This window comes from Streptomyces sp. NPDC048057 (genome assembly GCF_040653095.1).
In the GTDB taxonomy this organism is placed as follows: domain Bacteria; phylum Actinomycetota; class Actinomycetes; order Streptomycetales; family Streptomycetaceae; genus Streptomyces.
In genome coordinates this window covers 48,900-70,882 of sequence record NZ_JBEZNF010000028.1, presented here as the reverse complement: position 1 = coordinate 70,882, position 21,983 = coordinate 48,900, and the positions used below count along the sequence as shown (strand labels likewise).

Genomic DNA, 21,983 nt, shown 5'->3' with positions numbered 1-21,983 from the left:
CGGCCCCCGCGCTCCCGACGGGGCATTGAGCGTTCGACGCCCTTCGGGGCCCTTAGGATGGACCACATGGCGAAGACCGGTACGACGACCCAGGGGCTGCGCGCGGCGATCGAGCGCAGCGGCTACTACCCGGCTCTCGTGGCAGAGGCGGTGGAGGCCGCCGTCGGAGGCGAGCAGATCGCGTCGTACCTGGTCCACCAGGAGACCACGTTCGACTCCAACGAGGTGCGTCGCCACGTCACCGTGCTCGTCCTCACGGGCAACCGTTTCATCGTCAGCCACACCGACGAGCAGACCGCGGACTCCGGCTCGCCCACCCCGTACGCCACCACCTCCACCGAGTCCGTCAAGCTCGACCGGATCTCGTCGGTCGTCGTCAGCCGGGTCGTCGCCAACCCGGAGTCGTACACCCCCGGCACGCTCCCCCGCGAAGTGGTCCTCACCATCGGCTGGGGCGCGGTCTCCCGGCTCGATCTGGAGCCCGCCGCCTGCGGCGACCCGAACTGCGACGCCGACCACGGCTACACGGGCAACTCCACCGCCGACGACCTGAGCCTGCGCGTGAGCGAGGCCGGCGACGGCCCGGACACCGTGCGGCAGACCCTTGCCTTCGCCCAGGCGCTCTCGGAGGCCACCGCGGCGACGGGGACCGCCGCCTCGGCTCCGACCGCGACCACCCGCTGATGACGCTGCCCACGACCGCGGCCACCTGGCCCGAGGAACCGGAACCGCTCGCGGTCTCCGGAGCGCCGGTCCCGGAGTACGGCGCCGGCTCGCTGGCCGACCTGCTGCCGACGCTCGCCGCGCACCAGGGCGTCCCGGGGCTGACCCCCTCGATACCCGAGCTGACCCCCGCCGACCGGAACTGCGTGTTCCTGATCGACGGCCTCGGCTGGGAGCAGATCAGGAGCCACCCGGACGAGGCCCCGTACCTCTCCTCGCTGCTGCACACCTCCCGCGGCGGCACCGGCCGGCCCATCACCGTCGGCTTCCCCGCCACCACCGCCGCCTCCCTCGCCTCCGTCGGCACGGGCCTCGCGCCCGGCCTGCACGGACTCGCCGGCTACACGGTGCGCGACCCCGCGACGGACGCGCTGATGAACCAGCTCCGCTGGAAGCCGTACACCGATCCCCGGGCGTGGCAGCCGTACCCCACGGTCTTCCAGCTCGCCCACGCGGCCGGGATCCACACCGCCCAGGTGTCGTCCCCGATCTTCGAGCACACCCCGCTGACCCAGATCGCGCTCAGCGGCGGAACGTTTCACGGGCGCCTCGGCGGCGAGGAGCGCGTCGACTTCGCGGCCGAACAGCTCGGGGCGGCCGACCGTTCGCTGATCTACACGTACTACAGCGAAGTCGACGGCATGGGCCACCGCTACGGCGTGGACTCCGACGCCTGGCGCGGCCAGCTCATGTACGTCGACCGCCTGGTGCAGCGGCTCGCGGAGCAGCTGCCGGCCCGCTCGGCGCTGTACGTCACCGCCGACCACGGCATGATCGACGTCCCCTTCGACGAGGACGCGCGCATCGACTTCGACGAGGACTGGGAGCTGCGGGCCGGGGTCGCCCTGCTCGGCGGCGAGGGCCGGGCCCGTCATGTGTACGCCGTGCCGGGAGCGGCGGCCGACGTGCTGACCGTGTGGCGCGAGGTGCTGGGCGACCGGTTCTGGGTGGCGAGCCGCGCGGAGGCGATCGAAGCCGGCTGGTTCGGCCCCTTTGTCGACGAGCGGGTCATCGGCCGGATCGGCGACGTGGTGGCCGCGGCCTGCGACGACGCCGTGATCATCGCATCGGTGCACGAGCCCAACGAGTCCGCGATGGTCGGCATGCACGGCTCCATGACGCCGGTGGAGCAGCTCGTACCGCTGATCGAAGTCAGGCCGTAGGCCCGGCGCGCGAGTCATGCGCCCGCCTTCCCGCCTCGCGTCACACCACCCCGAACGACTGCCGAAAGGTCCTCAACCACCCATGCCCGAGCTGGTCTTCTTCAGCGGCACCATGGACTGCGGCAAGAGCACCCTCGCCCTCCAGATCGAGCACAACCGGTCCGCCCGCGGGCTCCAGGGGATGATCTTCACCAGGGACGACCGCGCGGGCGAGGGCAAGCTGTCGTCCCGGCTCGGCCTGGTCACGGACGCCGTGGAGGCCACGGAGGACTTCGACTTCTACGCCCACCTCGTCGACCGGCTCTCGCAGGGCATGCGCTGCGACTACGTGATCGCCGACGAGGCGCAGTTCTTCAACCCGGCGCAGATCGACCAGCTCGCCCGGGTGGTGGACGACCTGGAGCTGGACGTCTTCGCCTTCGGCATCACCACCGACTTCCGCTCCAAGCTCTTCCCCGGCTCGCAGCGGCTGGTGGAACTCGCCGACCGGGTCGAGGTCCTCCAGGTCGAGGCGCTGTGCTGGTGCGGTGCACGGGCCACGCACAACGCGCGCACCGTCGGCGGCCGGATGGTCGTGGAGGGCGCCCAGGTGGTGATCGGCGACGTGAACGTCGGCGACGAGGTCGGCTACGAGGTGGTGTGCCGGCGCCACCACCGGCGTCGGATGACCGCCGCGAGCGCCCGGGCCGCCGCCCTCTCCCCGGACGTGCTGCCGGTGGACGGGGCACAGGGCGGCGCCGTGGACGTACGCGTCGACTGAGGCCGGCGCAGGGGGCCGACGGCCCGGGGCCTACTCAGGCACGGGTCCCGGCGCGAGCACGGGTCCCGGCGCGAGCACGGGTCCCCGCGCGGTCAGTGGTCCGACCGCACGACCGCGAAGACCGCGCCCTCCGGGTCGGCGACCGTCGCCGTACGCCCCTGGGCGGTGTCCCGGGGCGGTCTGAGGAGGCGCCCGCCGAGATCCTGCGCCCGCCGCGCGGCCACGTCCGGGTCCTCGACCTCGAACCAGGTCATCCAGTACGTGCCGCGGTCGCGCGGCAGCGCGCCCCCGACACCGCGCAGCGCGGCGACGGGACGGCGGCCCAGCACCAGCACCACGTAGTCGTCGTCGACGGCGTCGACCGGCTCCACGTCGTAGCCGAAGACGGACTGGTAGAACTTGGCGACCGACGAGGTCTCCGTCGTCAACAACTCGTTCCACACCGGGGTGCCGGGGGTGCCGTGCAGGGCGAAGCCCTGGTGCGCCGCGGGTTGCCACAGGCCGAACACCGCGCCCGCGGGATCGGTCACGATCGCGAGCCGGCCCGCGTCCTCGGCGTCCAGCGGGCCGACGCCGACGGTGCCGCCGCAACAGCGCAACGTCTCCGCCGTGGTGTTCACGTCGTCGGTGGCGAGATAGGGCGTCCACGCGACGGGCAGATGGCGGTCGGCGGGCAACCGCCCGATGCCCGCCACCTCCTTGCCGTCGAGCAGGGCGCGTACATAGGGGCCGAGCTGTTGCGGGCCTGGGGCGAACTCCCAGCCGAACAACTCGCCGTAGAAGTGCTGCGTCGCGTCAAGGTCGTGCACCATCAGACTCACCCAGCAGGGTGAGCCGGGTGCGTGCCGAGTCGCCTCGGTCATCGTCACTCTCTCCTCGGACCATCGTGGTGGCCGTGCGGGGACGGGACGCGGGCCTAGATCGTGTCTTCGAAGTCCCGTCTGCCTGAAGGGCGGACGACGCCACTTTGAAGACACTCCCTGGGCCGTGGTGTGTCCAAAAGCCGTGCGCCCCGGTGCGCATGGTTCCACTCCCTGACGCGGAACGCGCCCCGGCCGCGCCGCTTTTGGCGGGTTACCGCTGGAGGATGCCCATTTTTGTGAGAATTCGTGGCGACTCGACCGAGCCAGGGCCGGGCCACCGACGGATTCCGGTCAGCCGGGCGCCCGCTGCTCCGGTCCGATCGCGGGCGCGGGGCGTGCGCCAGGATGGGGGCATGAAGCCCATCGTCTCCGCCGCGGAGCTGGCGAGCGCGCTCGCCGGTCCCCGCCCTCCGGTCGTCCTCGACGTCCGCTATCAGCTCGGCGGCCCGCACGGCCGCCCCGACTACGACGCCGGGCACGTCCCCGGCGCGGTCTTCGTCGACCTGGACGCCGAGCTCGCCGGCCCGCCCGGTGACGGCGGCCGACACCCGCTGCCCGACGTGTCGGCGTTCGGCGCGGTGATGCGCCGGGCCGGCGTGTCGACCGACTCGTCCGTGGTCGTGTACGACGCCGACAAGGGGTGGGGCGCCGCCCGCGCCTGGTGGCTGCTGCGCTGGACCGGGCACGCGGACGTAGCCGTCCTGGACGGTGGACTCGCCGCCTGGACCGGCCCCTTGGAGACCGAAGCGCCCGCCCCGGCGCCCGGTGACTTCGTGCCGAAGCCGGGCGCGCTGCCGCTGCTGACCGCGGACGGCGCGGCGGAGCTGGCCCGCTCCGGACTGCTGCTGGACGCCCGCGCGGGCGAGCGCTACCGCGGTGAGGTCGAGCCCGTCGACGCCGTGGCCGGCCACATCCCGGGCGCCGTGTCGGCCCCGACGACGGAGAACCTGGGGCGGGACGGACGCTTCCTCGCGGCCGACGAGCTGACGGCCCGCTTCACCGCGCTCGGCGCCGGCGCAGCGACCGGGCCGGTCGGGGTGTACTGCGGCTCCGGGGTGTCGGGGGCGCAGCAGGCGCTGGCGCTGGAACTCGCCGGATTCACCCCCGCGTTGTACGCCGGCTCCTGGTCGGAATGGTCCCGCGACCCCGAGCGCCCGGTGGCGACGGGCGCCCAGCCGGGCTGACGCGAACCCGGCTGGCACCGGGGGAGTGCCGCGCCCGGCTGACGCCGAGCGCGGCAGGTGGAGCGGACCGCGGCCACCGACAGCCGCGGTCCGCGCCACGTCGTGACTCAGGCGACCGACGGTGGACCCCACGCGTGCCGATCCCGTACCGCCGCCTTCTTGCCCAGGTGGCCCTCGCGGACCAGGACCGCCAGGGAGTCCAGGATCACCCGCGAGCTGAGCAGCGCCGTCTGCTCCGCCCAGTCGTACGGCGGGGCGCACTCGACGACCTCCAGCCCGGCGAGACCGGGGGCCGAGATCTTCCTGATCAGGTTCAGGGCCTCCCGCGGCAGCAGCCCGCCCGGCTCCGGCCAGCCCGTCCCGGGCACGAAGCCCGCGTCGATGACGTCGATGTCGAAGGACAGGTACACCGCCTTCGCGCCCTTCCACGCCGTCTCCAGCGCGATCTCGGCGACCTTGTCGATCCCGACCCGTTCGACGTCGCCCACCGTGATCACGGTGGTGCCGCGCTCGCGCCCCACCTTGACCCCGGCCCGCGGCGCCTGCCAGCCGCCGATGCCGACCTGGACCAGGTTGGTCGCGGGGGCGTTCCTGATGTTCGTCGCATGGAACCACGGAGTGGTGTGCATGCGTTCGTCCAGGTCGGTCTCCTGGGTGTCCACGTGCCGGTCGAAGTGGATGATGCCGATGTTCCCGTCCACGTATGGCGCCATGCCGCGGATGGTCGGGTACCCGATGGAGTGGTCACCGCCCAGGATCACCGGGAAGACGCCGCGCTGGTACACGTGCGCCATCGCCTGGCTGATCTGGTCGAAGGACTTCTCCAGGCTGCCGGGGATGGTGAACACGTCGCCGATGTCGACGATGTTCAGCTGCTCGCGCAGGTCGACGCCCAGCTCGAAGCAGTACGTGCCGAACAGGTTCGTCGACCGTCGGATGCCCTGCGGGCCGAACCGGGCGCCGGGGCGGTAGGTGGCGCCGGAGTCGAGCGGGGCCCCGAACACGGCCACTTCCGCGTCGTCGACCTGGTTGACGTCCTCCAGGAACGGGGACTTCAGGAAGGTGCCGCGCTCACCGGCGAAGTGCGGCAGCTCGCCGCGGGAGAACGTGGGGATCGTCCGGTCCACGAGCGTCGGCGACCCCGACAGCCCGTACGCCAGGCCCCGTTCGATCTCTTCGTCGTGCCGGAACAGGGACAGCCGCTCCTCGGCGTCCTGCGCCCACTTGCCCTCCTTCACGGCGAAGGCGTCGCTGTGGGAGTGGCTGTGCTGATGCGCGTGCTGGTGGGAGTGGGGTGAAGGCGCGTGACCGGCGTCGTGCTGCTGGTCGGGGCCTTCGGGAGGGGAGTCATTCCCCGGCGACGTCGCGTCGTCGTGTGCACGGGGATCGGGCGTCTTCGGCATTTCAGCCTCCAACGAGGCCGTCTTTCCACGGAAACCGGTACGGCCACCCTCGTCGGCAGGCGCTCTGATAGCGCCTCCTCGGACTGTAGCACCGGGCCGGGCGCGGGCGTCCGGCCCGGGAGGTCACGGGCGCTTGCGGCCGGTGAAGGGCACGGAGGGGTAGCCCGTGTCGAAGTGCATGTAGTCGGCGACCTTGATGTTCTGCCAGATCCACCCCTCGTCGACGAACGACTGCCAGACCGGACCGCCCTTGAGGATCTTGCCCTTGCCGGGGGTGCGGGCGCTGAACTCCTTGCTGGGGAACCAGGTCTTCTTGCGCAGGTCCTGCCAGGGGTTCTCCAGCGGGTTGATGTCGATGGCGCGGCCGTTGGCGTGCGGGGACTCGGCGAAGGGCGCGTTGATCTGGTCGGGGCGCCGGCAGTTGAACGCCGAGGTGTTGTCGTCCGCCAGGCTCTTGTCCAGGTCGCCGCCGTACGCCTCCACCGACTGCATGCGACGCACGGGGAAGCGCTGTTCGAACAGCTCCGTGAAGATCCGCACGACGCTCTCGGTGACGTCGGCGTTCACGACGAGCGCGCCACGGCTCACCCCGCCGTCGAAGTCGTGGTAGTTCATCTCCACCCGGCGGAGCTGGTCGCGTTCGACCGGGCAGCCCTTGCGCCACATGCCCACGGCCACCATGCGCTCCCACTGCTCGTCGGGCACCGGGGTGACTTCGGCGTCGAGCGCGGGCGGCGGCGGGGGAGCGGGTGAAGGGGTGGGGGAGGCGCCGGCGCGGGTGCCCTCGGGGTCGGCCGGCGACGCGCCGTCGTCCGTCGCGGCCGAACACGCGGTGGCCGCGAGGGCGGTGGACAGCAGCAGCGCGATCGTTTTGAGGCGGCGCGGTCGATGGCGGGACAAGGGTGGCTCCTGGCGACGTTCGAGGGGGACCGGGTACGGAGGTGCAGGGGTGCGGGCGCAGACGTACGGGCGTGGGCAGTTGCGGGCGCGAGGGGCGCGGGCGGGTGCCCGGGGGGCGGCGCGGACCGGGGCGTCACGCGCCGCCGTGGACCAATCTACTACACAGCGTAGAAGATTAGTGAATGGTGTCCGGTCGGCTCCGCGTCGGACGACGGGCAGACTGGTGGGGCGCGGTCGGTGGCACGGGGCCGGCGCGACGGGATCGACGAGGGAGAGCCGGAATGGGCGCGTTGGGTGAGCTGGAGGCCGACATCATGGCCCTGGTGTGGCGGGGCGGGGAGCCGATGAGCGTCCGGGCGCTCACGGACGCGCTCAACGACAGCCGCCCGCTCGCCTACACCACGGTGATGACGGTCGCGGAGCGGCTGCGGGCCAAGGGGTGGCTCAGTCGGGAGAAGGACGGGCGCTCGTACCGCTACCGCGCGGCGCGGTCCGCGGAGGACTACACCGCCGCGTTGATGGAACAGGCGCTGGAGACCTCCGCGGACCGCAGGGGAGCGCTGGTGCGCTTCGTGGACCGGCTGGACGCGGACGAGGCGGCGGCGCTGTGGGAGGCGCTGCGGACGTCGCACGAGCGGGAGGGCGAGCGCTGACGCGCGCCCCTGCGCGTGACGGAACCGCGGTTTCCCTTCGGGAGCGTTGCCCTCTGCGGCCCGGTGGTGGGCCTGTCGCGCAGTTCCTCCCCCTGTGCCCTGCGGTCACGGGGGGGGACCCCCACCAACGCCCAGAGGGCTGGGGGCCAGCGCCCCCGAAGACCTCCGCCTCCAGCCCGCAGGCAAGTGGCGGGGGTAGCGAAACAGGGGCGCGGGGAACTGCGCGAACAGCCACAGACGGGCCGCAGAGGGCAACGCACCCGAAGGGCTACGGCGGGAACGTCAAGAGCGCGCCGGAATCAGTCGCAGGTGACTTCGTCGCGCGGGGTGTAGCGCGTCTTGAACGGCTCCCGCTTCACTTCCTGGCCGCCGTCGACGAAGATCCGCTCCACCGTGACGTCGAAGCCCTCCAGCGGCGTCTGCGGCTGGCAGTCCTTCGTGGCGCCGGGGCGGGTGCCGGGCTCCTTGACGTTGGTCCGCGGGCCCTTGACCGCCTTCACCTCGTCGTACTTCTTCGTGCCGAGGAAGGTCACGGTCACCTCGGTGTCCGAGGCGCTGGTCAGGATGTGGATGGCGCTGTCGGAGTCGTTCTTGAACCGCAGGTCGAGGCTGCCCCAGGCCACCGTCGCCTCCCGGCCCTCCGGGTAGCGCTCGATGTAGAAGGAGTGGGCGCCGTACTCCACCGGCTTCAGGCCGGCGAAGAAGAACGCGTTGAACATGGTGGTGGCGACCGTGGAGACGCCGCCGCCGGCCGCCTTCGTGTACTTGTCGTTGAGGATGATGATGCCGTCGACGAAGCCGTTCTCCGGCGTCCGCTCGCCGACGGTGCCGTTGAAGCTCCAGGTCTCGCCCGGCATGATCGTCGATCCGTTGATCAGCTCGGCGGCCCGGCCGATGTTCTTCGTGCGGTACTCGGCGCGCTCGAAGGTGCTGGTGTAGGAGGACACCTGCTCCGTGATGCCCAGCTTGGCCACGCTCTCGGCGGTCACCTCGGGCTGGGTCTCGACGGTGGCGACCGCGCCGGTGCGGGCCGCGGAGCCGGTCTTCGTCAGCAGCGGCACGACCGCGTCGCCGAGGCTCTTGGCGCTGACCTCCTGGCCGGGCTTGCCGTCGGCGACGACCTCGACCTTGCCGCCGTTGAGCCGCAGGGTGGCGTCCGTGGCCTCGTTCGTGGCCGCGGCGAGCTGGGGTGCGACGCGGGGGTCCTTCAGCAGGGCCGCGCTGTCCAGCTTGGGCGCCAGCCGGTCGTCCTTGCCGGGGGCCATCGTCAGGTGCTTGCCGAGGGTCGACGGGGAGATGGTGATCCGGCCGCCGGACGTGGTGAGCGTGACGGAGCCGGACATCGCGGGGCGGGCGAACTCGTTCATCGCGCGGTCGATCTCGGCCGCGCCGACCTTCGCGGCGGTCTCCTTGACCGGCAGGGCGGTGGGGCCGGGCTTGCTGCCGGTGAACGCCGTGCGCACGGCGTCGACGGATTCGTCCACGTCCAGCGACTGGCCGCTCAGCGGCTGCACCTGCTTGGCCTCGCCCTTGGCGAAGGTGATCGAGCCCTCGCGGACCTTGCGGTCGTGCTTCTTCGCCAGTTCCTCAAGAGCGGCGCGGGTGCGGTCCTCGTCGACGCGCACCACCGGCTCGACCTTGCCGCCGCCGGAACTGAAGAGGTTCCCGATGACGGTGAGGGGGTCCTTGTCGGAGCGGGCTGCGAGCGCGGCCGTCTCCGCGGTGTCGAAGCTCAGCCCGGCCTTGGCGGGGTCGACGTTGTCCGACTTGTCGCCGACGGTCACTGCCAGGGGCGCACCGGCTATCGCCTGGAGCTGCTGGTCCAACTTCTGCTGGGCGGCCGATTCGCTCAGACCCCCGATGTCGACACCCCGCACGCTGGTCCCCTTCGGGACCTCGTCGCCCGTCACCAGGAGTCCGGTGACGTACAGCGCCCCGGCTCCCAGGACGACGGCGCCACTCGCGACAGCGGCGGGATGTATTCGGCGACGCATGGATCTCCCCCGAAGAAATGTCCGGAACGACAGATGGCCGGGCGCAGCCCGGCCAAGGTGGTCACTGCTAAGGACGTTACCGATACCTTGGTAAGGGAACGGTAAATAATCCTACCTTTCCGATTTTGGTGGATGGGCACCGGGGTCCGGCTCCGCGGGGTCGGGGAGGGCCTTCGGGCCGGCGGTGAGCGGTAGTTCGTACGTGGTGAAGGAGCGGCCGTCGGGTGTGGTCGAGCGCCCGCGGGCCAGCCAGCCGTGCCGCTCGTAGTACGGGCCGGCGCCGCCCTGTCCGGTGAGTGTGACGAGGCTGACGCGGGCGCACCCGGCTTCGGCGGCGTCCGCGACGAAGCGGTGGATGAGGGCGGCGCCGAGGCCGAGCGAGCGGGCCGGGGCCGCCACCGCCACGTACGCGAGGACGGCGGTGGTGTCGGGCTCCTCGTCCGGTGCCGGGGGCGCGGGTGGCGAGGGCGTCGCGGGCGGCGCCGGTGCGGGCTCGGTGCGGCGTCCCGGGGCGAGGGTGCGGGCGTACCGCCCCGCCCGCGTCCGGAGGAAGTGCCCGGCGACCCGCGGGCGCACCGCGAGCGAGAGCGCGCCGCGCGCGGCCAGCGAGAGCCGGTGGGAGCGCAGGACGTGGGCCCGGTGCCCCGGCGGGTCGAGGGCCCCGAGGAGGTAGCCGGCCGGCCCCTGGTCCGTCTGCGCGAGGTAGCCGCGCGCATACGGATTGTTGAGGTACGTCCCGCAGTACGCGGTCAGGAAGGCGGGGCCGAGGCGGGCGAAGAACCCGTCGGGGAAGTGCGTCAGGTGTTCCGCGACGACGTACGGGAGGTCGTCCGCGGCCATGGTGCGCACGGCGGCGCGTGCGGCGTCAGTGCTGTCGGGGTCGCTGGCGCGGCGTGCGGCGGGGACGGGGAGGAGGGGCGGGGCGGCCCCGGGGGCAGGGCTGGGGAGCGCGGCTGCGCGCTGGTGGGCATCCACGTTGCGCAAACTACTACACTGCGTAGAAGTTTAGTGGTTCCAGTGTGGAGGGGGCGAATGGACGACGATGCAGCAGTCGGCGCCGGCCGTCGGCGACGGCCCGGGCTGGGCCGGATCCCCGGCCCGGCCCGTCTGCCGCTCCGGGGCGCGGAGTCGACGGCGTACGGGCGCGTCCGGCGCACCGCGCACGGCCGTCAGCCGCCTTCCGTTCCCTCGCCGACGGCCGGACCCGACGGTGTCGCGGTGCCCGAAGCCCCCGTTCTGCGGTGGAAGTCGGCGTACAGGTCGGCGGGCCACAGCGGCGCCTGGAGCGCGACCTCCAACAGGAAGACGGTGCGCACGTCCACCAGCCCCGCGCCCGTGAGGATGCGCCGGACCGTGGGATGGGTGGTGCCCGTACGCGCGGCCAGCGCACGGGCGCTGAGGCTGCGCGCCCGCATCAGGGCCCGCAGGCTGCGGGCCAGCGCCCGGCCCGCGTGGGCGGTCGGCGGCGCGTCTGGCGTCAGCGGTCCGTCGGGCCAGGTGCCGCTCTCGGTGTACGACGCCGGCGGGGCGTCGACGGGGTTGCGCATGGCGTACTCCTTCCGGAACGTTCATTTGCCGGCTGTCGCGCGGAAAGGCCGGCCCCCCCGCGCCCGGGCGAAGAGGGGGCCGGCCGTCACCGCGGCGGACTCAGTCGCGCCGCACGGCCACCACGTGCCACACCGGCATCGTGGCCTTGCCGAACTCGTCCAGTTCGAGACCGGGCAGGCTGTCCGCGTCGACCTCCCGGTCCGGGTACTCGGCCCGGGTCATCTCGACGACGTCGGCCGCGCCGAGCGAACTCGCGTACGTGGCCTCCTCCACGGTCACCACGTCCCACACGCCGCCCACCACCTCGCGCAGGCTGCGCGCGCTGTGCCGGTGCGGACCGGGGAACGGCGCCGGCAGCTCCTCGGCGAAGGAGAAGATGTGCAGCCGCGCGCCCGGCCGGGCCGCCCGGCGCAGCGCCTCCAGATAGCGCACCCGGTCGTCCTCGGCGAGCGAGTGGTAACAGGCGCTGTCCACGATCGTGTCGAAGCGGTCGTCGAAGCCGGTCAGCCGGGTCGCGTCGGTGACGGCGAACTCCACCTCCACGCCCTTGGCCGCGGCCCGCGCGCTCGCCTCGCGCACCGCGATCTGCGACACGTCGACCGCGGTGACCCGGTGGCCCTGGGAGGCCAGGAAGGCGGCGTTGTCGCCCAGGCCGCAGCCCACGTCGAGCACCGCGCCCGTGATCAGCCCGGCCTTGTGCGCGTCCACCAGCGCGGGCTGCGGACGGCCGATGTCCCAGGGCTGCACCGGCGGAGCGTCCTGATCGCCCCGGTACATGCTCTCGAAGTCGTAGCGGTCCGGGATGTGGTCAGAGGCGAAGGACACGTTCTTCTCCGGAATCTGGGGGTGGGGGCGGTCGGCACCTGCGTCGTCGGCGGCGGGCAGGCGCACCGACATCGCGTGGTGGAACACGTCACGCGGGTCGTAGGCGGCCTTCACCCGTTGCAGCGCCGGGTAGTTGTCCTTGTAGTACAGCTCGTGCCAGGGCACCCCCGAGGTGTTCTCCGCGGGGTCGGTCAGGTCGACGTCCGGATAGTTGATGTACGACCCGTCCGCCAGCTCGCCGGAGACGGGGGCGCCGCCGGTCGCCGCGAACAGCTCCCGGTACAGCCCGCGCACCCAGGCGATGTGCCCCTCGTCCTCCGCGGGGTCGTGCCAGGCGGCGGAGTACGAGGCCTTGATCACGCAGTCGCGCTGGGCGGACGCGGTGTCGCCGGGCGCGAGGGCGTTGATGGCGCCGCCGTAGCCGTTGAGCATCATCAGCGACTCGCGGCCGAAGTAGTCCTCTTTGTTGAACCACCGGTACAGGGCGGCGATCTGCTCGTCCGAGTGCACCCCGCGCAGGTACGCGGCCTTCGCCTTGTTGCGGGCGCCCAGCACCGGGCCGGAGTCGCCCTGCCCCATGTAGCGCACGCCGGTCAGCCAGGGCAGCCGGTGGCGGAAGACGAAGGGGCTGACCCCGGTGCCTTCCTCGACGGCCGCCAGGAACTCGTCCAGCAGCGCGTCGGCGCCCGACTCCGGGTCGTCGGGGCCGTCAGCGACCTGCACGTACATCGTGAGATCACCGCCCGAGCGGTGTCGGACCCACAGCGACGCGAAGAGGCGCGCGAACCGGGAGTCGGGCGCGCTGTTCGCCACGTGCCAGGCCATGAAGTTGCGCATGATCCGGGTGAACGCCGCCTGGTCGCAGCTCTCCCACGACCACGCCACCATCGCGGTCAGCAGCGACGACGGCGCCTGCGGCAGCAACTGCTCCGGGGCCGGCCCCACGTCCCCGGGCGAGCGCAGCCAAAAGCGGGTCACGATGCCGAAGTTGCCGCCGCCGCCACCGGTGTGCGCCCACCACAGCTCGCGGTGCGGGTCGTCCTCCTCGCGGGTGGCGACCACGGTCCGCACCCGGCCTCCGGCGTCGACGTGGACGACCTCGACCGCGTACAGGTGGTCCGCGACCAGGCCGTGCAGCCGGCTCAGCGGACCGTATCCACCGCCCGAGACGTGCCCGCCCATGCCCACCGCGGTGCACACGCCCGCGGGCACGGTCACGCCCCAGTTGCGGTACAGCTCCTTGTAGACCTGGCCCACGTTGGCCCCCGCCTCCACGGCGAAGGCGCACCGCTCCGGGTCGTACGACACCCCGGACATCAGCGACATGTCGATGACGACCTTGACGGCCGGGTCGGAGACGAACGCCTCCCCGCAGTGGCCGCCGCTGCGCACGGCCACCCGCTTGCCCTCGGCCAGGGCCGCGCCCAGCGCGTCGGCGACCTGCTCGGTGGTGCGGACGAGCACGACCCGGTCGGGTTCGCCGGTGAAGCGGTAGTTGTCGCCGCGGACGAACTCGGCGTAGCGCCGGTCGGTGGGCAGGACCACCACCGGGTCCGGCACGAAGGACTCCACGGTCACTGCGCACCGTCCGCGTCAGCCGCGGCCGACCGCGAGAACACGACCTCGTACGTGTTCGAGGAGCGCGAGGTCAGCAGCGGACGGGCGGCGGCGCGCATCGACCGCGAGTCGGCCGGCCGCTCCTCCTCGGGCAGGTTGTGGAACGCCTCGTACGCCTCGCGGCTGTCCCACTGCGCGTAGTTGACGACGAAGTCGCCCTCAAGGCCGCGCAGGATCGAGTGGGAGCGGTAGCCGGCGACGCCCTCCATCCACGGGTCCGGCTTGGCGAACAGGTCCACCAGGCGTGCCTGGTTCGCCTCCTCGACCCCCATGATCACGATGACGGTGAAGTCGTCGCGGTCCGGGGAGATCTCGATCTGCTCCAGCTCCGGGTGCAGATGGGTGGCGACGACCTCGGTCTTGAGCAGGTGGACGGAGGTGGTGAGGTCGGTGAAGTACGGGACGGTGTTGTGCTTGAAGCTCTCGCCCTCGTAGCGGTCCCGCAGGTCCTCGACGCTGCGCCACTGGATGTAGTTGGCGGCGCACGGCTGGTCGATGCCGCCGTGCAGCGTGGAGGACCGCCAGCCGGGGTAGTTGGCGCCCGTGATGATCCCCTGCATCGTGTCCAGCAGGGTCGTCTGGTCCTCACGGGTGCGGGTGTCGAACAGGTTGAAGACGGTCAGCGAGCCGTTGTCCGGCGTGATGAAGGGCATCTGGACGTCTCTTTCGTCTCTGGCGTCTCTTGCGTCTCTGGGACCCGGGTGATCGCTGTGATCTCCGCGATCTCCGAAGCCACGGGGGTCGTCGTGATCTGCGACCGCCGCGGTCTTCGGGGTCCCGCAGGTGTCGTGGGTCAGGCCCGGACGGCTTCGACCACGCTGTGCAGGCCCGCCCCGACGATCCGGGTCAGCCGCAGCCCCGCGCGGTCGAAGAGGTCGGCGAACTCGGCCTCGGTGCGCTGCTGGCCGCCGCAGAGCACCAGCATGTTCAGGTCCATCAGCGAGACCGTCGGGTTGGGCCGGGCACCGTCCGTCATCACGGCCTCCACCAGCAGCACCCGACCCCCGTCGCCCAAAGCGGCACGGCAGTTGGCGAGGATCTTCAGGGAGCTCTCGTCGTCCCAGTCGTGCAGCACGTTGGAGAGCAGGTACGCGTCGCCGGCCGGCGGCACCGAGGAGAAGAAGTCGCCGCCGATGATCTCCACGCGGTCCGCGACGCCGTTGCGGGCGAAGGTCTGCGCGGCCTCGGCGACCACCTCGGGCTGGTCGTACAGCACGCCCCGGGTCTTCGGGTTGGCCTTCAGGACCGCGGACAGCAGCGCCCCGCGCCCACCGGCCACGTCCACCAGGGTCCCGATGTCATGGAAGTCGAACGCGTCCACGACGGGCGCGATGAGCTGCCGGGACGCCTCGGTCATGGCGTCGTTGAAGACCCCGGAGACGTCCGTGTGGTCCCGCATGAAGTCCCACACGTCCTGGCCGTGCATCCGCTCGAAGGCCGGGGAGCCGGTGCGCACGCTGTCGGCGAGCCCGGCCCAGGTGGCGCGGTCGGCGGTGAGCCCGACCCAGCGGGCGAAGTTGCGCATGGAGGTCGGCGAGTCGGTGCGCAGGGCCTCGCCGACCGGGGTGTTGGCGAACACCTTGCCGTCGCGCTCCTCGAAGAGCCCGACGTCCGTGCCCGCCCGCAGCAGGCGGTAGAGCGTGGGCGGGTGGGCGCCCACGGCCGCGGCGATCTCGTCCGAGGTCCGGGGCCCGTCGCCGAGGGCGTCGGCGATGCCGAGCTCGGCCGCCGCGCTGACGGCGGCGGCCATCCAGCTGGCGGTGGCGAGCTGGAGCACCCGGACGGACGGCGGCAGCTGGGGAGGAGGGGTCATGGCGCGCGGTTCCCTTTCGGTCGCGGTCGGGTGGAGGTGGTGGGGTGGAGCGGGGTGCGGGACGGGGCGGTGCCGCGCGGGCGGCTCACACCGCGTCGCGCACCGCGTCGATGACGTATCGGACGTCCCCGTCGCTGAGATGGGGGCCCATCGGCAGGCTCAGCACCTGCGCCGCGACGGCCTCCGCACGCGGGTACGTCCCCGCCGGCCAGCGCTTCTCATCGGCGTAGGCGGGGGAGAGGTGGACCGGTACGGGGTAGTGGATCAAGGTGCCCACCCCCGCGTCGGTCAGGCTGCGCTGCACCGCGTCCCGGTCGTCGCAGCACACGACGTAGAGGTGCCAGGAGGGCTCGGCCCCCTCGGGCACGGCCGTCGGCCGCAGCCCGGGCAGGTCCGCGAAGGCGGCCCGGTAGCGTTCGGCGATCTCGGCCCGTCGGCCGTTCCAGCGCTCCAGGTGTGGGAGCTTGGCCCGCAGCACCGCGGCGTGCAGCTCGTCCAGCCGGGAGTTGGTCGACTTCAGCTCGTGGTGGTACTTGCTGCGGGAGCCGTAGTTCCGCAGCAGCCGCAGCCGGTCGGCGAGTTCGGCGTCGTCGGTGAGCACGCCGCCGCCGTCGCCGAGCGCGCCCAGGTTCTTCCCGGGGTAGAAGCTGAACGCGGTGGCGGTCGCCTGCCCGCCGCCGCCAACCCGGGTGCCGTGCAGCCGGGCGCCGTGCGCCTGCGCCGCGTCGTCGATCAGCGCGAGTCCGTGCCGGTCGGCGATCCGCCGCAGCGCGGGCAGGTCCGCCGGCTGTCCGTAGAGGTGCACGGGCATGACGGCGCGGGTCGCGGGGGTGATCGCCGCCTCGACCGCGGCCGGATCCAGCAGATGGGTGTCCGGGTCGACCTCGACGGGCACCACGTCCGCGCCCGTCTCGGAGACCGCGAGCCAGGTGGCGATGTACGTGGCGCTGGGCACCACGACCTCGTCGCCCGGGCCGATGTCGAGCGCCCGCAGGGCGAGTTCCAGCGCGTCGCACCCGGTGGCGACGCTCACGCAGTGCGCGGCCCCGCAGTAGGCGGCGTACTCCTCCTCGAAGGCGCGCACCTCCTCGCCGAGCACGAACCACCCCGAGTCCACGACGCGGTGGTACGCGGCGTCCAACTCGGCCCGGATCTCGGCGTGCGGCCCCTTCAGGTCCAGATACGGGACCTTCATGTCCGCGCTCCCGCGTCCGCGAGGAACTCGTCGTAACGGCGGTAGTAGTCCGCCTCGTCGTAGTGCTCGGAGGCCAGGACCAGCGCGATGGCGCCCGCGGAGAAGTTCACCAGGCTGTTCCACACCATCGGGCCGATGTAGAGGCCCTGCCCGGGGTCGTCGAGGCGGCAGACGGCGGTGTCGACGGTGTCGTCGACGGCGACGTCGAAGCTGCCGTTGATGGGGATGACGAACTGCTCCAGATTGCGGTGGGCGTGGTCGCCGCGGACCGACGACGGAGGCAGGTCGTACAAGTAGAAGAGCCGCTTGACCGGGAAGCCGATGTCCTTGGCGCCCTCGACCACGGCCAACTGGCCGCGCGGGTCCCCGATCGTCTGGAGGTTCATCAGTGTGCACGGGCGGACCTTGCCGACCCGGCTGACGTCCGTGCCGTGGTTCATCGCCGCCCTCCGTCCGTCGTGCCGTGCGCCTTCTCGTCCGTCTTCGCGGGCGCGACGCCGAGGAAGAGCCCGCGGCCCGACGGCCCGTCCTTGAGGAACTCCACCGCGAAGCCGGCCTGCTCGAAGGCCTCCTCGTACTGCTCGCGGGTGAAGAGCGTGAGCACGTGCAGGTCGGAGAAGCGGCGCACGCCGTTCACGGGCTCCGCGACGGTGTACTCGACGGTCATCCGGCTGGTGTTCCCGGCGCGCACGGTGTGGGAGACCCGGGCGATGGTCCGGCCGTCGACCTCCACCAGGCTGCTGCCGACGTAGCCGTCGAGGAACGTCTCGGGGAACCACCACGGCTCGACCAGCGCGACCCCGCCGGGCGCCGTGTGCGCCCGGAAGGTGCGCAGGGTCCGCCGGAGGTCCTCGACCGTCTTCAGATAGCCCACCGAGCTGAACAGGCAGGTCACGGCGGAGAACCGACGGCTGAGGTTGAAGGAGCGCATGTCGTCCTGGTGGACGGCGACGCCCGGCAGCTGGCGGGTCGCCAGGGTGTGCATCCACGGCGACAGCTCGACGCCCTCGACGTGGTCGACCGAGGCGCGCAGCGCCGCGAGGTGGGCACCGGTGCCGCAGGCCACGTCGAGCAGGCTGGTGACCTCGGGGCGCCGGGTGCGCAGCACGGCGAGGAAGGCGTCCGCCTCGGCGGCGTAGTCGCGGCCCCGGCCGCGGTAGATCGCGTCGTAGACGTCGGCGTGCTCGGCGCCGTACGCCTGCTCGACGTCGGCGGGGGTCACCGGCGCGGTGGGCCGGGTGACCGAGGGGGCGTTCATCCGCGCACCAGTCCTTCCAGGTCCTTGACCACGTCGTTCGGGGTGGGCAGGGAGTTGAGTTCATCGGCGAGGACCCGGGCCTGCTGGCCGTAGCTCCCGTCGGACAGCACCTTGCGGCAGGCTTCGAAGGTGCCGTCGGGGGAGCCCTCCTCGCGGTGCAGCACGACCGCGGAGCCCTGCTGCTGCAGCAGGGCCAGCGACGGCTCGAAGGCGACGAACTGGTTGAGCACGACCTGCGGGATCCCGGCGGACATGGCGTTCAGCGCGGTCAGACCGCCGCTGTGCACGATGCCGTCACAGGTGCGCAGCAGGAACTCCAGCGGCACCCAGCCGGCGCGGACCTGCGGGAAGCGCTCGCGCAGCTTCTCCGTCGCGGCCTCGTTCGCGGCGACCACGATCTCGGCGTCCAGGTCCACCAGCCGGGTCAGCAGCGCGCACAGGTGCTCGAAGATCTGCGGCATGGCGGTGCGGAAGCTGCCGTACGTGACGCAGATCCGCGGGCGCTCGCCCTTGGCGTACATCCACGGCTCCAGCGCCCGCTGACGGTTGCCGGGCACCCAGCGCATGGGGCGGCCGGGCGTGGCGAACGAGGGGAGGAGGCTCGGCGGGCAGATGTCCAGGAAGACGTCCGGGGCGGGCAGTTCCGCGAGGCCCAGCCGCTCCAGCTCGGGGGCGAGCTCCTCGGCGGCGTACTGCTCGGCGCCCCCGAAGTGCAGCCAGTCCCACGCCTGGCGGACGTGCGGGACGCCGAGGTGGGCGGCGATCAGCCCGGCGGCGTGCGCGTCGGTGCCGCCGATGACGAGGTCGGGGCGCCAGTGCCGGGTGAGTTCGAGCAGCCCGTCGAGGCTGACGGCGGCCTGCCGGCCGAACCAGCGCCCCACGTACGGCAGTTCCTGATCCGGCGACCAGGGGAACTCGATCGGGCCGCCGGGGCGGTCGAGCTGCTTGATGCTCTCGGTGGTGTGCTCGGTGACCACGGCCACCGGGGGCAGCCCGACCGACTCGATGCTGGAGGTCAGCTCGTCGAAGGAGGCCACCAGGATCTCGTGACCTGCGTTGCGCACCGCGGTCGCGAGCGGGGCGAGGGCGAAGACGCCGGCGGGGCTGGTTCCCGCTGCGATGAACAGGACTTTCATGCTTCTCCGTAAGGTCTGGGCCGCCGTCCGGGCAGGGCGGAGCGCCGGCTCGCGGTGAGGGCGCGGGCCGGTCGGGACGCCGAGGTGTCCGGGAGGGCGTACGGGATGCGCGACGCGGGATGCGTACGGGAAGGAGCAGCGCCGTGCGCTCGAAGGGCGCGGTGCGCGGAGGGTGAGTCGGAACGCCGGGTGAGGGTCGGGTCCGGGCGGCGCTCAGAGTGGGAACGGGCCGGTGAGGCACAGCAGTTCCACGATGGACGCAATCTTCTTCACGGCTGGTCGCGGTGTCAAGGGGGGTCGGGCGGACCCCGTGGGCGTCGGGTCGCTCCGCCTCGGCGCCGTGCTCCGGGGGCCGGAGGTGAGGGCCGAAGGTCTGTTGACAAGCGGTCCAGGGAGCAATTAGCTTTATCATGAAGATACCTCAGGGCGGAGATAATCTCCGTCCGAGTGGGCGACCCGGTCGGTCGGTTCAAACCCCCGTAGCCGACCGGCCGGGTCCTTCGTCCAGTCCCGCCGCCGGCGTGAGGAATTCAGTGCCGGGATGTGCACAATGAATGCCCCTGGTAAATCAACATTCCACCCGGGCAGCAATTCATGGGGTGGTGACGAGAAAGCCTGGACAGTCCAGTCGGCGTGTGCCTAGGCTTTATTGCCGGTGCATCACCCTTGACCAAGCCTGTTGGTCCGCCTCTGATGTGAAGGATGGGCGGCATAAGGCTTCGGCCGGAATCTGGGAGAAAAATGCCGTCGCACAAGTCCGTCATCGATGCTCGTTACGGCGTCCGCAGCCAATTCCTGGCGCGAGGTGGCCGCCCGTGAAGGCCCTCGTCCTGTCCGGCGGCGCCGGAACGCGGCTCCGTCCCCTCACCCACACCTCCGCCAAGCAGTTGGTCCCCGTCGCCAACAAGCCCGTGCTCTTCTACGGTCTTGAAGCCATTGCCGAAGCGGGGATCCGTGAGGTCGGCATCATCGTCGGCGACACTGCGGACGAGATTCGCGAGGCAGTCGGCGACGGCTCCAAATTCGGCATCGACGTCACCTACATTCCCCAGGAACTTCCCCTTGGACTCGCCCACGCGGTGCTGGTCGCCCGGGACTTCCTCGGGGACGACGACTTCGTGATGTACCTCGGCGACAATTTCATCGTCGGCGGCATCGCGGACCTGGTGCACGGCTTTTGCGAGGACCGCCCGGACGCCCAGATCCTGCTGACCCGGGTGTCGGACCCCTCGGTCTTCGGCGTCGCCGAACTCGACGCGGCCGGGGAGGTGGTCCGGCTGGAGGAGAAGCCCCAGCACCCGCAGAGCGACCTGGCCCTCGTCGGCGTCTATCTGTTCACCCCCGCCGTGCACGAGGCGGTCCGTGCGATCCAGCCCTCCCTGCGCGGCGAGTTGGAGATCACGCACGCCATCCAGTGGCTCATCGACCGCAGCTACCGGGTGCGCTCCACCACCATCACCGGCTACTGGAAGGACACCGGCAACGTCATCGACATGCTGGAGGTCAACCGGTCCGTGCTGGAGACCATGGAGCCCTGGATCGAGGGCAGCGTCGACGAGGAGAGCCAGCTCATCGGGCGGGTGACCGTCGAAGCGGGCGCCCGGGTGGAGCGGTCGCGGATCGTCGGACCGGCGATCATCGGGCGCGGAACCGTGATCAGCGACTCGTACGTCGGGGCGTACACCTCCGTGTCGGAGGGCTGCCGGATCGAGAACAGCGAGATCGAGTTCTCCATCGTGCTGCGCGACTCCTCGATCAAGGGGGTGCGTCGGGTGGAGGCTTCGCTCATCGGGCGCAACGTGACCGTCGCGCCCGCCCCCGCCGTCCCGCACGCCCACCGACTGATCCTCGGCGACCACAGCAAGGTGCAGATCTCCTCATGACTTCGACACACATCCTGGTGACCGGCGGCGCGGGCTTCATCGGCTCGCACTACGTGCGCACGCTCCTCGGGCCGAACGGCCCCGGTGACGTCAAGGTCACCGTCCTCGACCGGCTGACGTACGCCGGCAATCCGGCGAACCTGGACCCGGTGCGCGAGCACCCCGCCTTCGGCTTCGTCCGCGGCGACGTCACCGACAGTTCGCTGGTGGGCATGTTGATGGCCCGGGTCGACGAGGTCGTCCACTTCGCGGCCGAGTCCCACGTGGACCGCTCCTTGGAGTCCTCGGCCCCCTTCGTGCGCACCAACGTGGTGGGCACCCAGGTCCTGTTGGACGCGGCACTCAAGGAGGGAGTGCGCACCTTCGTCCAGATTTCGACCGACGAGGTGTACGGCTCCATCGACGAGGGCTCCTGGTCGGAGGAGCGACCGCTCGCGCCCAACTCGCCCTACTCCGCCAGCAAGGCCGCGGCCGATCTGCTGGCGTTGAGCTACCACCGCAGCCACGGCCTGGACGTGCGGGTCACCCGGTGCTCCAACAACTACGGCCCCCACCAGTACCCGGAAAAGATCATTCCGTTGTTTGTGACCAACCTCCTGGACGGGGAGAAGGTTCCCCTCTACGGTGACGGGCGCAACGTCCGTGACTGGCTGCACGTGGACGATCATGTGCAGGGTGTCGAGCTGGTGCGCACCAAGGGTCGCCCGGGCGAGGTCTACAACATCGGGGGTGGCACCGAGCTGACCAACCGTGAGCTCGCGGATCTGTTGGTGACGGCGTGCGGCGCCGACGGCGACAGCGTGAAGTACGTCGCCGATCGCAAAGGTCACGACCGCCGGTACTCAGTCGACTGTACTAAGATCCGCACCGAGCTGGGATACCAGCCTGTCCGAAACTTGACTGCCGGACTGGCTGAAACTGTCGCTTGGTATCGGGGGAATCGCAAGTGGTGGGAGCCGTTGAAGGAGCGCGCGATGGTGTGAGACCGTCCGCATCGCGCGCCGGCGCGCCGGCTGGTGCGCCCACATCTCATCCGCTTAACCGCAGGGTAAGCGGGTCTTCAAT

Annotated in this window: 20 protein-coding genes; 7 read left to right on the top strand and 13 right to left on the bottom strand. The window is 71.7% G+C overall.

The window, feature by feature from the left end:
• Window positions 1-66: 66 nt before the first annotated feature.
• The 3 genes from AB0E05_RS28620 (at window position 67) to AB0E05_RS28610 (ending at window position 2,646) form a co-directional block, all read left to right on the top strand.
• On the top strand, window positions 67-684 hold the full coding sequence (locus AB0E05_RS28620) for a DUF5998 family protein (RefSeq protein WP_361968636.1): 618 nt from the start codon (window positions 67-69) through the stop codon (window positions 682-684).
• A complete protein-coding gene (locus AB0E05_RS28615) occupies window positions 684-1,886 on the top strand; it encodes a nucleotide pyrophosphatase/phosphodiesterase family protein (RefSeq protein WP_361968633.1) in 1,203 nt (400 codons plus the stop codon). The genes AB0E05_RS28620 and AB0E05_RS28615 overlap by 1 nt, the downstream gene beginning before the upstream one ends.
• 82 nt (window positions 1,887-1,968) lie before the next feature.
• Complete coding sequence (locus tag AB0E05_RS28610; RefSeq protein WP_361968631.1) at window positions 1,969-2,646, top strand: thymidine kinase; 678 nt, start codon at window positions 1,969-1,971, stop codon at window positions 2,644-2,646.
• Window positions 2,647-2,738: 92 nt separating this feature from the next.
• Here the strand turns inward: AB0E05_RS28610 and AB0E05_RS28605 are convergent, their stop codons facing one another.
• On the bottom strand, window positions 2,739-3,509 hold the full coding sequence (locus AB0E05_RS28605) for a VOC family protein (protein WP_361968629.1): 771 nt from the start codon (window positions 3,507-3,509) through the stop codon (window positions 2,739-2,741).
• 353 nt (window positions 3,510-3,862) lie between these two features.
• On the opposite strand from AB0E05_RS28605, the gene AB0E05_RS28600 reads away from it, so the two are divergent.
• The gene (locus tag AB0E05_RS28600; protein WP_361968627.1) at window positions 3,863-4,693 is read left to right on the top strand and encodes a sulfurtransferase; all 831 of its coding nucleotides are present in this window, start codon (window positions 3,863-3,865) and stop codon (window positions 4,691-4,693) included.
• A 107-nt stretch (window positions 4,694-4,800) separates the two neighbouring features.
• Here the strand turns inward: AB0E05_RS28600 and AB0E05_RS28595 are convergent, their stop codons facing one another.
• Window positions 4,801-6,096 carry an agmatinase family protein gene (locus tag AB0E05_RS28595; RefSeq protein WP_361968625.1) on the bottom strand — a complete coding sequence of 432 codons (1,296 nt, stop codon included), beginning with the start codon at window positions 6,094-6,096 and terminating at the stop codon, window positions 4,801-4,803.
• Window positions 6,097-6,219: 123 nt separating this feature from the next.
• Window positions 6,220-6,996, bottom strand: a complete 777-nt coding sequence (locus tag AB0E05_RS28590; protein WP_361968623.1) for a M15 family metallopeptidase — start codon at window positions 6,994-6,996, stop codon at window positions 6,220-6,222.
• A 281-nt stretch (window positions 6,997-7,277) separates the two neighbouring features.
• On the opposite strand from AB0E05_RS28590, the gene AB0E05_RS28585 reads away from it, so the two are divergent.
• Window positions 7,278-7,649 (top strand): BlaI/MecI/CopY family transcriptional regulator, encoded by a 372-nt coding sequence (locus AB0E05_RS28585; RefSeq protein WP_361968621.1) that lies wholly within the window; start codon window positions 7,278-7,280, stop codon window positions 7,647-7,649.
• 299 nt (window positions 7,650-7,948) lie between these two features.
• Here the strand turns inward: AB0E05_RS28585 and AB0E05_RS28580 are convergent, their stop codons facing one another.
• The 10 genes from AB0E05_RS28580 to AB0E05_RS28535 form a co-directional block, all read right to left on the bottom strand.
• Window positions 7,949-9,643 (bottom strand): VanW family protein, encoded by a 1,695-nt coding sequence (locus tag AB0E05_RS28580; protein WP_361968618.1) that lies wholly within the window; start codon window positions 9,641-9,643, stop codon window positions 7,949-7,951.
• A 111-nt stretch (window positions 9,644-9,754) separates the two neighbouring features.
• Window positions 9,755-10,618, bottom strand: coding sequence for a GNAT family N-acetyltransferase (locus tag AB0E05_RS28575; protein ID WP_361968616.1), 864 nt, complete (start codon window positions 10,616-10,618; stop codon window positions 9,755-9,757).
• Between the two features lie 194 nt (window positions 10,619-10,812).
• Window positions 10,813-11,190, bottom strand: coding sequence for a helix-turn-helix transcriptional regulator (locus AB0E05_RS28570; protein WP_361968614.1), 378 nt, complete (start codon window positions 11,188-11,190; stop codon window positions 10,813-10,815).
• A gap of 100 nt (window positions 11,191-11,290) precedes the next feature.
• Window positions 11,291-13,594 carry an FAD-binding protein gene (locus AB0E05_RS28565; protein ID WP_361968612.1) on the bottom strand — a complete coding sequence of 768 codons (2,304 nt, stop codon included), beginning with the start codon at window positions 13,592-13,594 and terminating at the stop codon, window positions 11,291-11,293.
• The gene (locus AB0E05_RS28560; RefSeq protein WP_361968610.1) at window positions 13,591-14,286 is read right to left on the bottom strand and encodes an antibiotic biosynthesis monooxygenase family protein; all 696 of its coding nucleotides are present in this window, start codon (window positions 14,284-14,286) and stop codon (window positions 13,591-13,593) included. The genes AB0E05_RS28565 and AB0E05_RS28560 overlap by 4 nt, the downstream gene beginning before the upstream one ends.
• 140 nt (window positions 14,287-14,426) lie before the next feature.
• A complete protein-coding gene (locus AB0E05_RS28555; protein ID WP_361968608.1) occupies window positions 14,427-15,446 on the bottom strand; it encodes a methyltransferase in 1,020 nt (339 codons plus the stop codon).
• An 85-nt stretch (window positions 15,447-15,531) separates the two neighbouring features.
• Window positions 15,532-16,641 carry a DegT/DnrJ/EryC1/StrS family aminotransferase gene (locus tag AB0E05_RS28550; RefSeq protein ID WP_361968606.1) on the bottom strand — a complete coding sequence of 370 codons (1,110 nt, stop codon included), beginning with the start codon at window positions 16,639-16,641 and terminating at the stop codon, window positions 15,532-15,534.
• The gene (locus AB0E05_RS28545; protein WP_361968604.1) at window positions 16,638-17,081 is read right to left on the bottom strand and encodes an FdtA/QdtA family cupin domain-containing protein; all 444 of its coding nucleotides are present in this window, start codon (window positions 17,079-17,081) and stop codon (window positions 16,638-16,640) included. The genes AB0E05_RS28550 and AB0E05_RS28545 overlap by 4 nt, the downstream gene beginning before the upstream one ends.
• On the bottom strand, window positions 17,078-17,899 hold the full coding sequence (locus AB0E05_RS28540) for a class I SAM-dependent methyltransferase (RefSeq protein ID WP_361968602.1): 822 nt from the start codon (window positions 17,897-17,899) through the stop codon (window positions 17,078-17,080). Before AB0E05_RS28540 ends, AB0E05_RS28545 begins: the two co-directional genes overlap by 4 nt.
• The gene (locus AB0E05_RS28535; RefSeq protein ID WP_361968600.1) at window positions 17,896-19,035 is read right to left on the bottom strand and encodes a glycosyltransferase; all 1,140 of its coding nucleotides are present in this window, start codon (window positions 19,033-19,035) and stop codon (window positions 17,896-17,898) included. Before AB0E05_RS28535 ends, AB0E05_RS28540 begins: the two co-directional genes overlap by 4 nt.
• 815 nt (window positions 19,036-19,850) lie before the next feature.
• Here AB0E05_RS28535 and AB0E05_RS28530 point away from each other — a divergent pair.
• Together AB0E05_RS28530 and rfbB are read left to right on the top strand one after the other, a co-directional pair.
• Entirely contained in the window at window positions 19,851-20,918 is a 1,068-nt protein-coding gene (locus AB0E05_RS28530) for a glucose-1-phosphate thymidylyltransferase (protein WP_361968598.1), read from the top strand.
• Window positions 20,915-21,901 carry a dTDP-glucose 4,6-dehydratase gene (rfbB, locus tag AB0E05_RS28525; protein WP_361968596.1) on the top strand — a complete coding sequence of 329 codons (987 nt, stop codon included), beginning with the start codon at window positions 20,915-20,917 and terminating at the stop codon, window positions 21,899-21,901. Before AB0E05_RS28530 ends, rfbB begins: the two co-directional genes overlap by 4 nt.
• Window positions 21,902-21,983 lie beyond the last annotated feature (82 nt).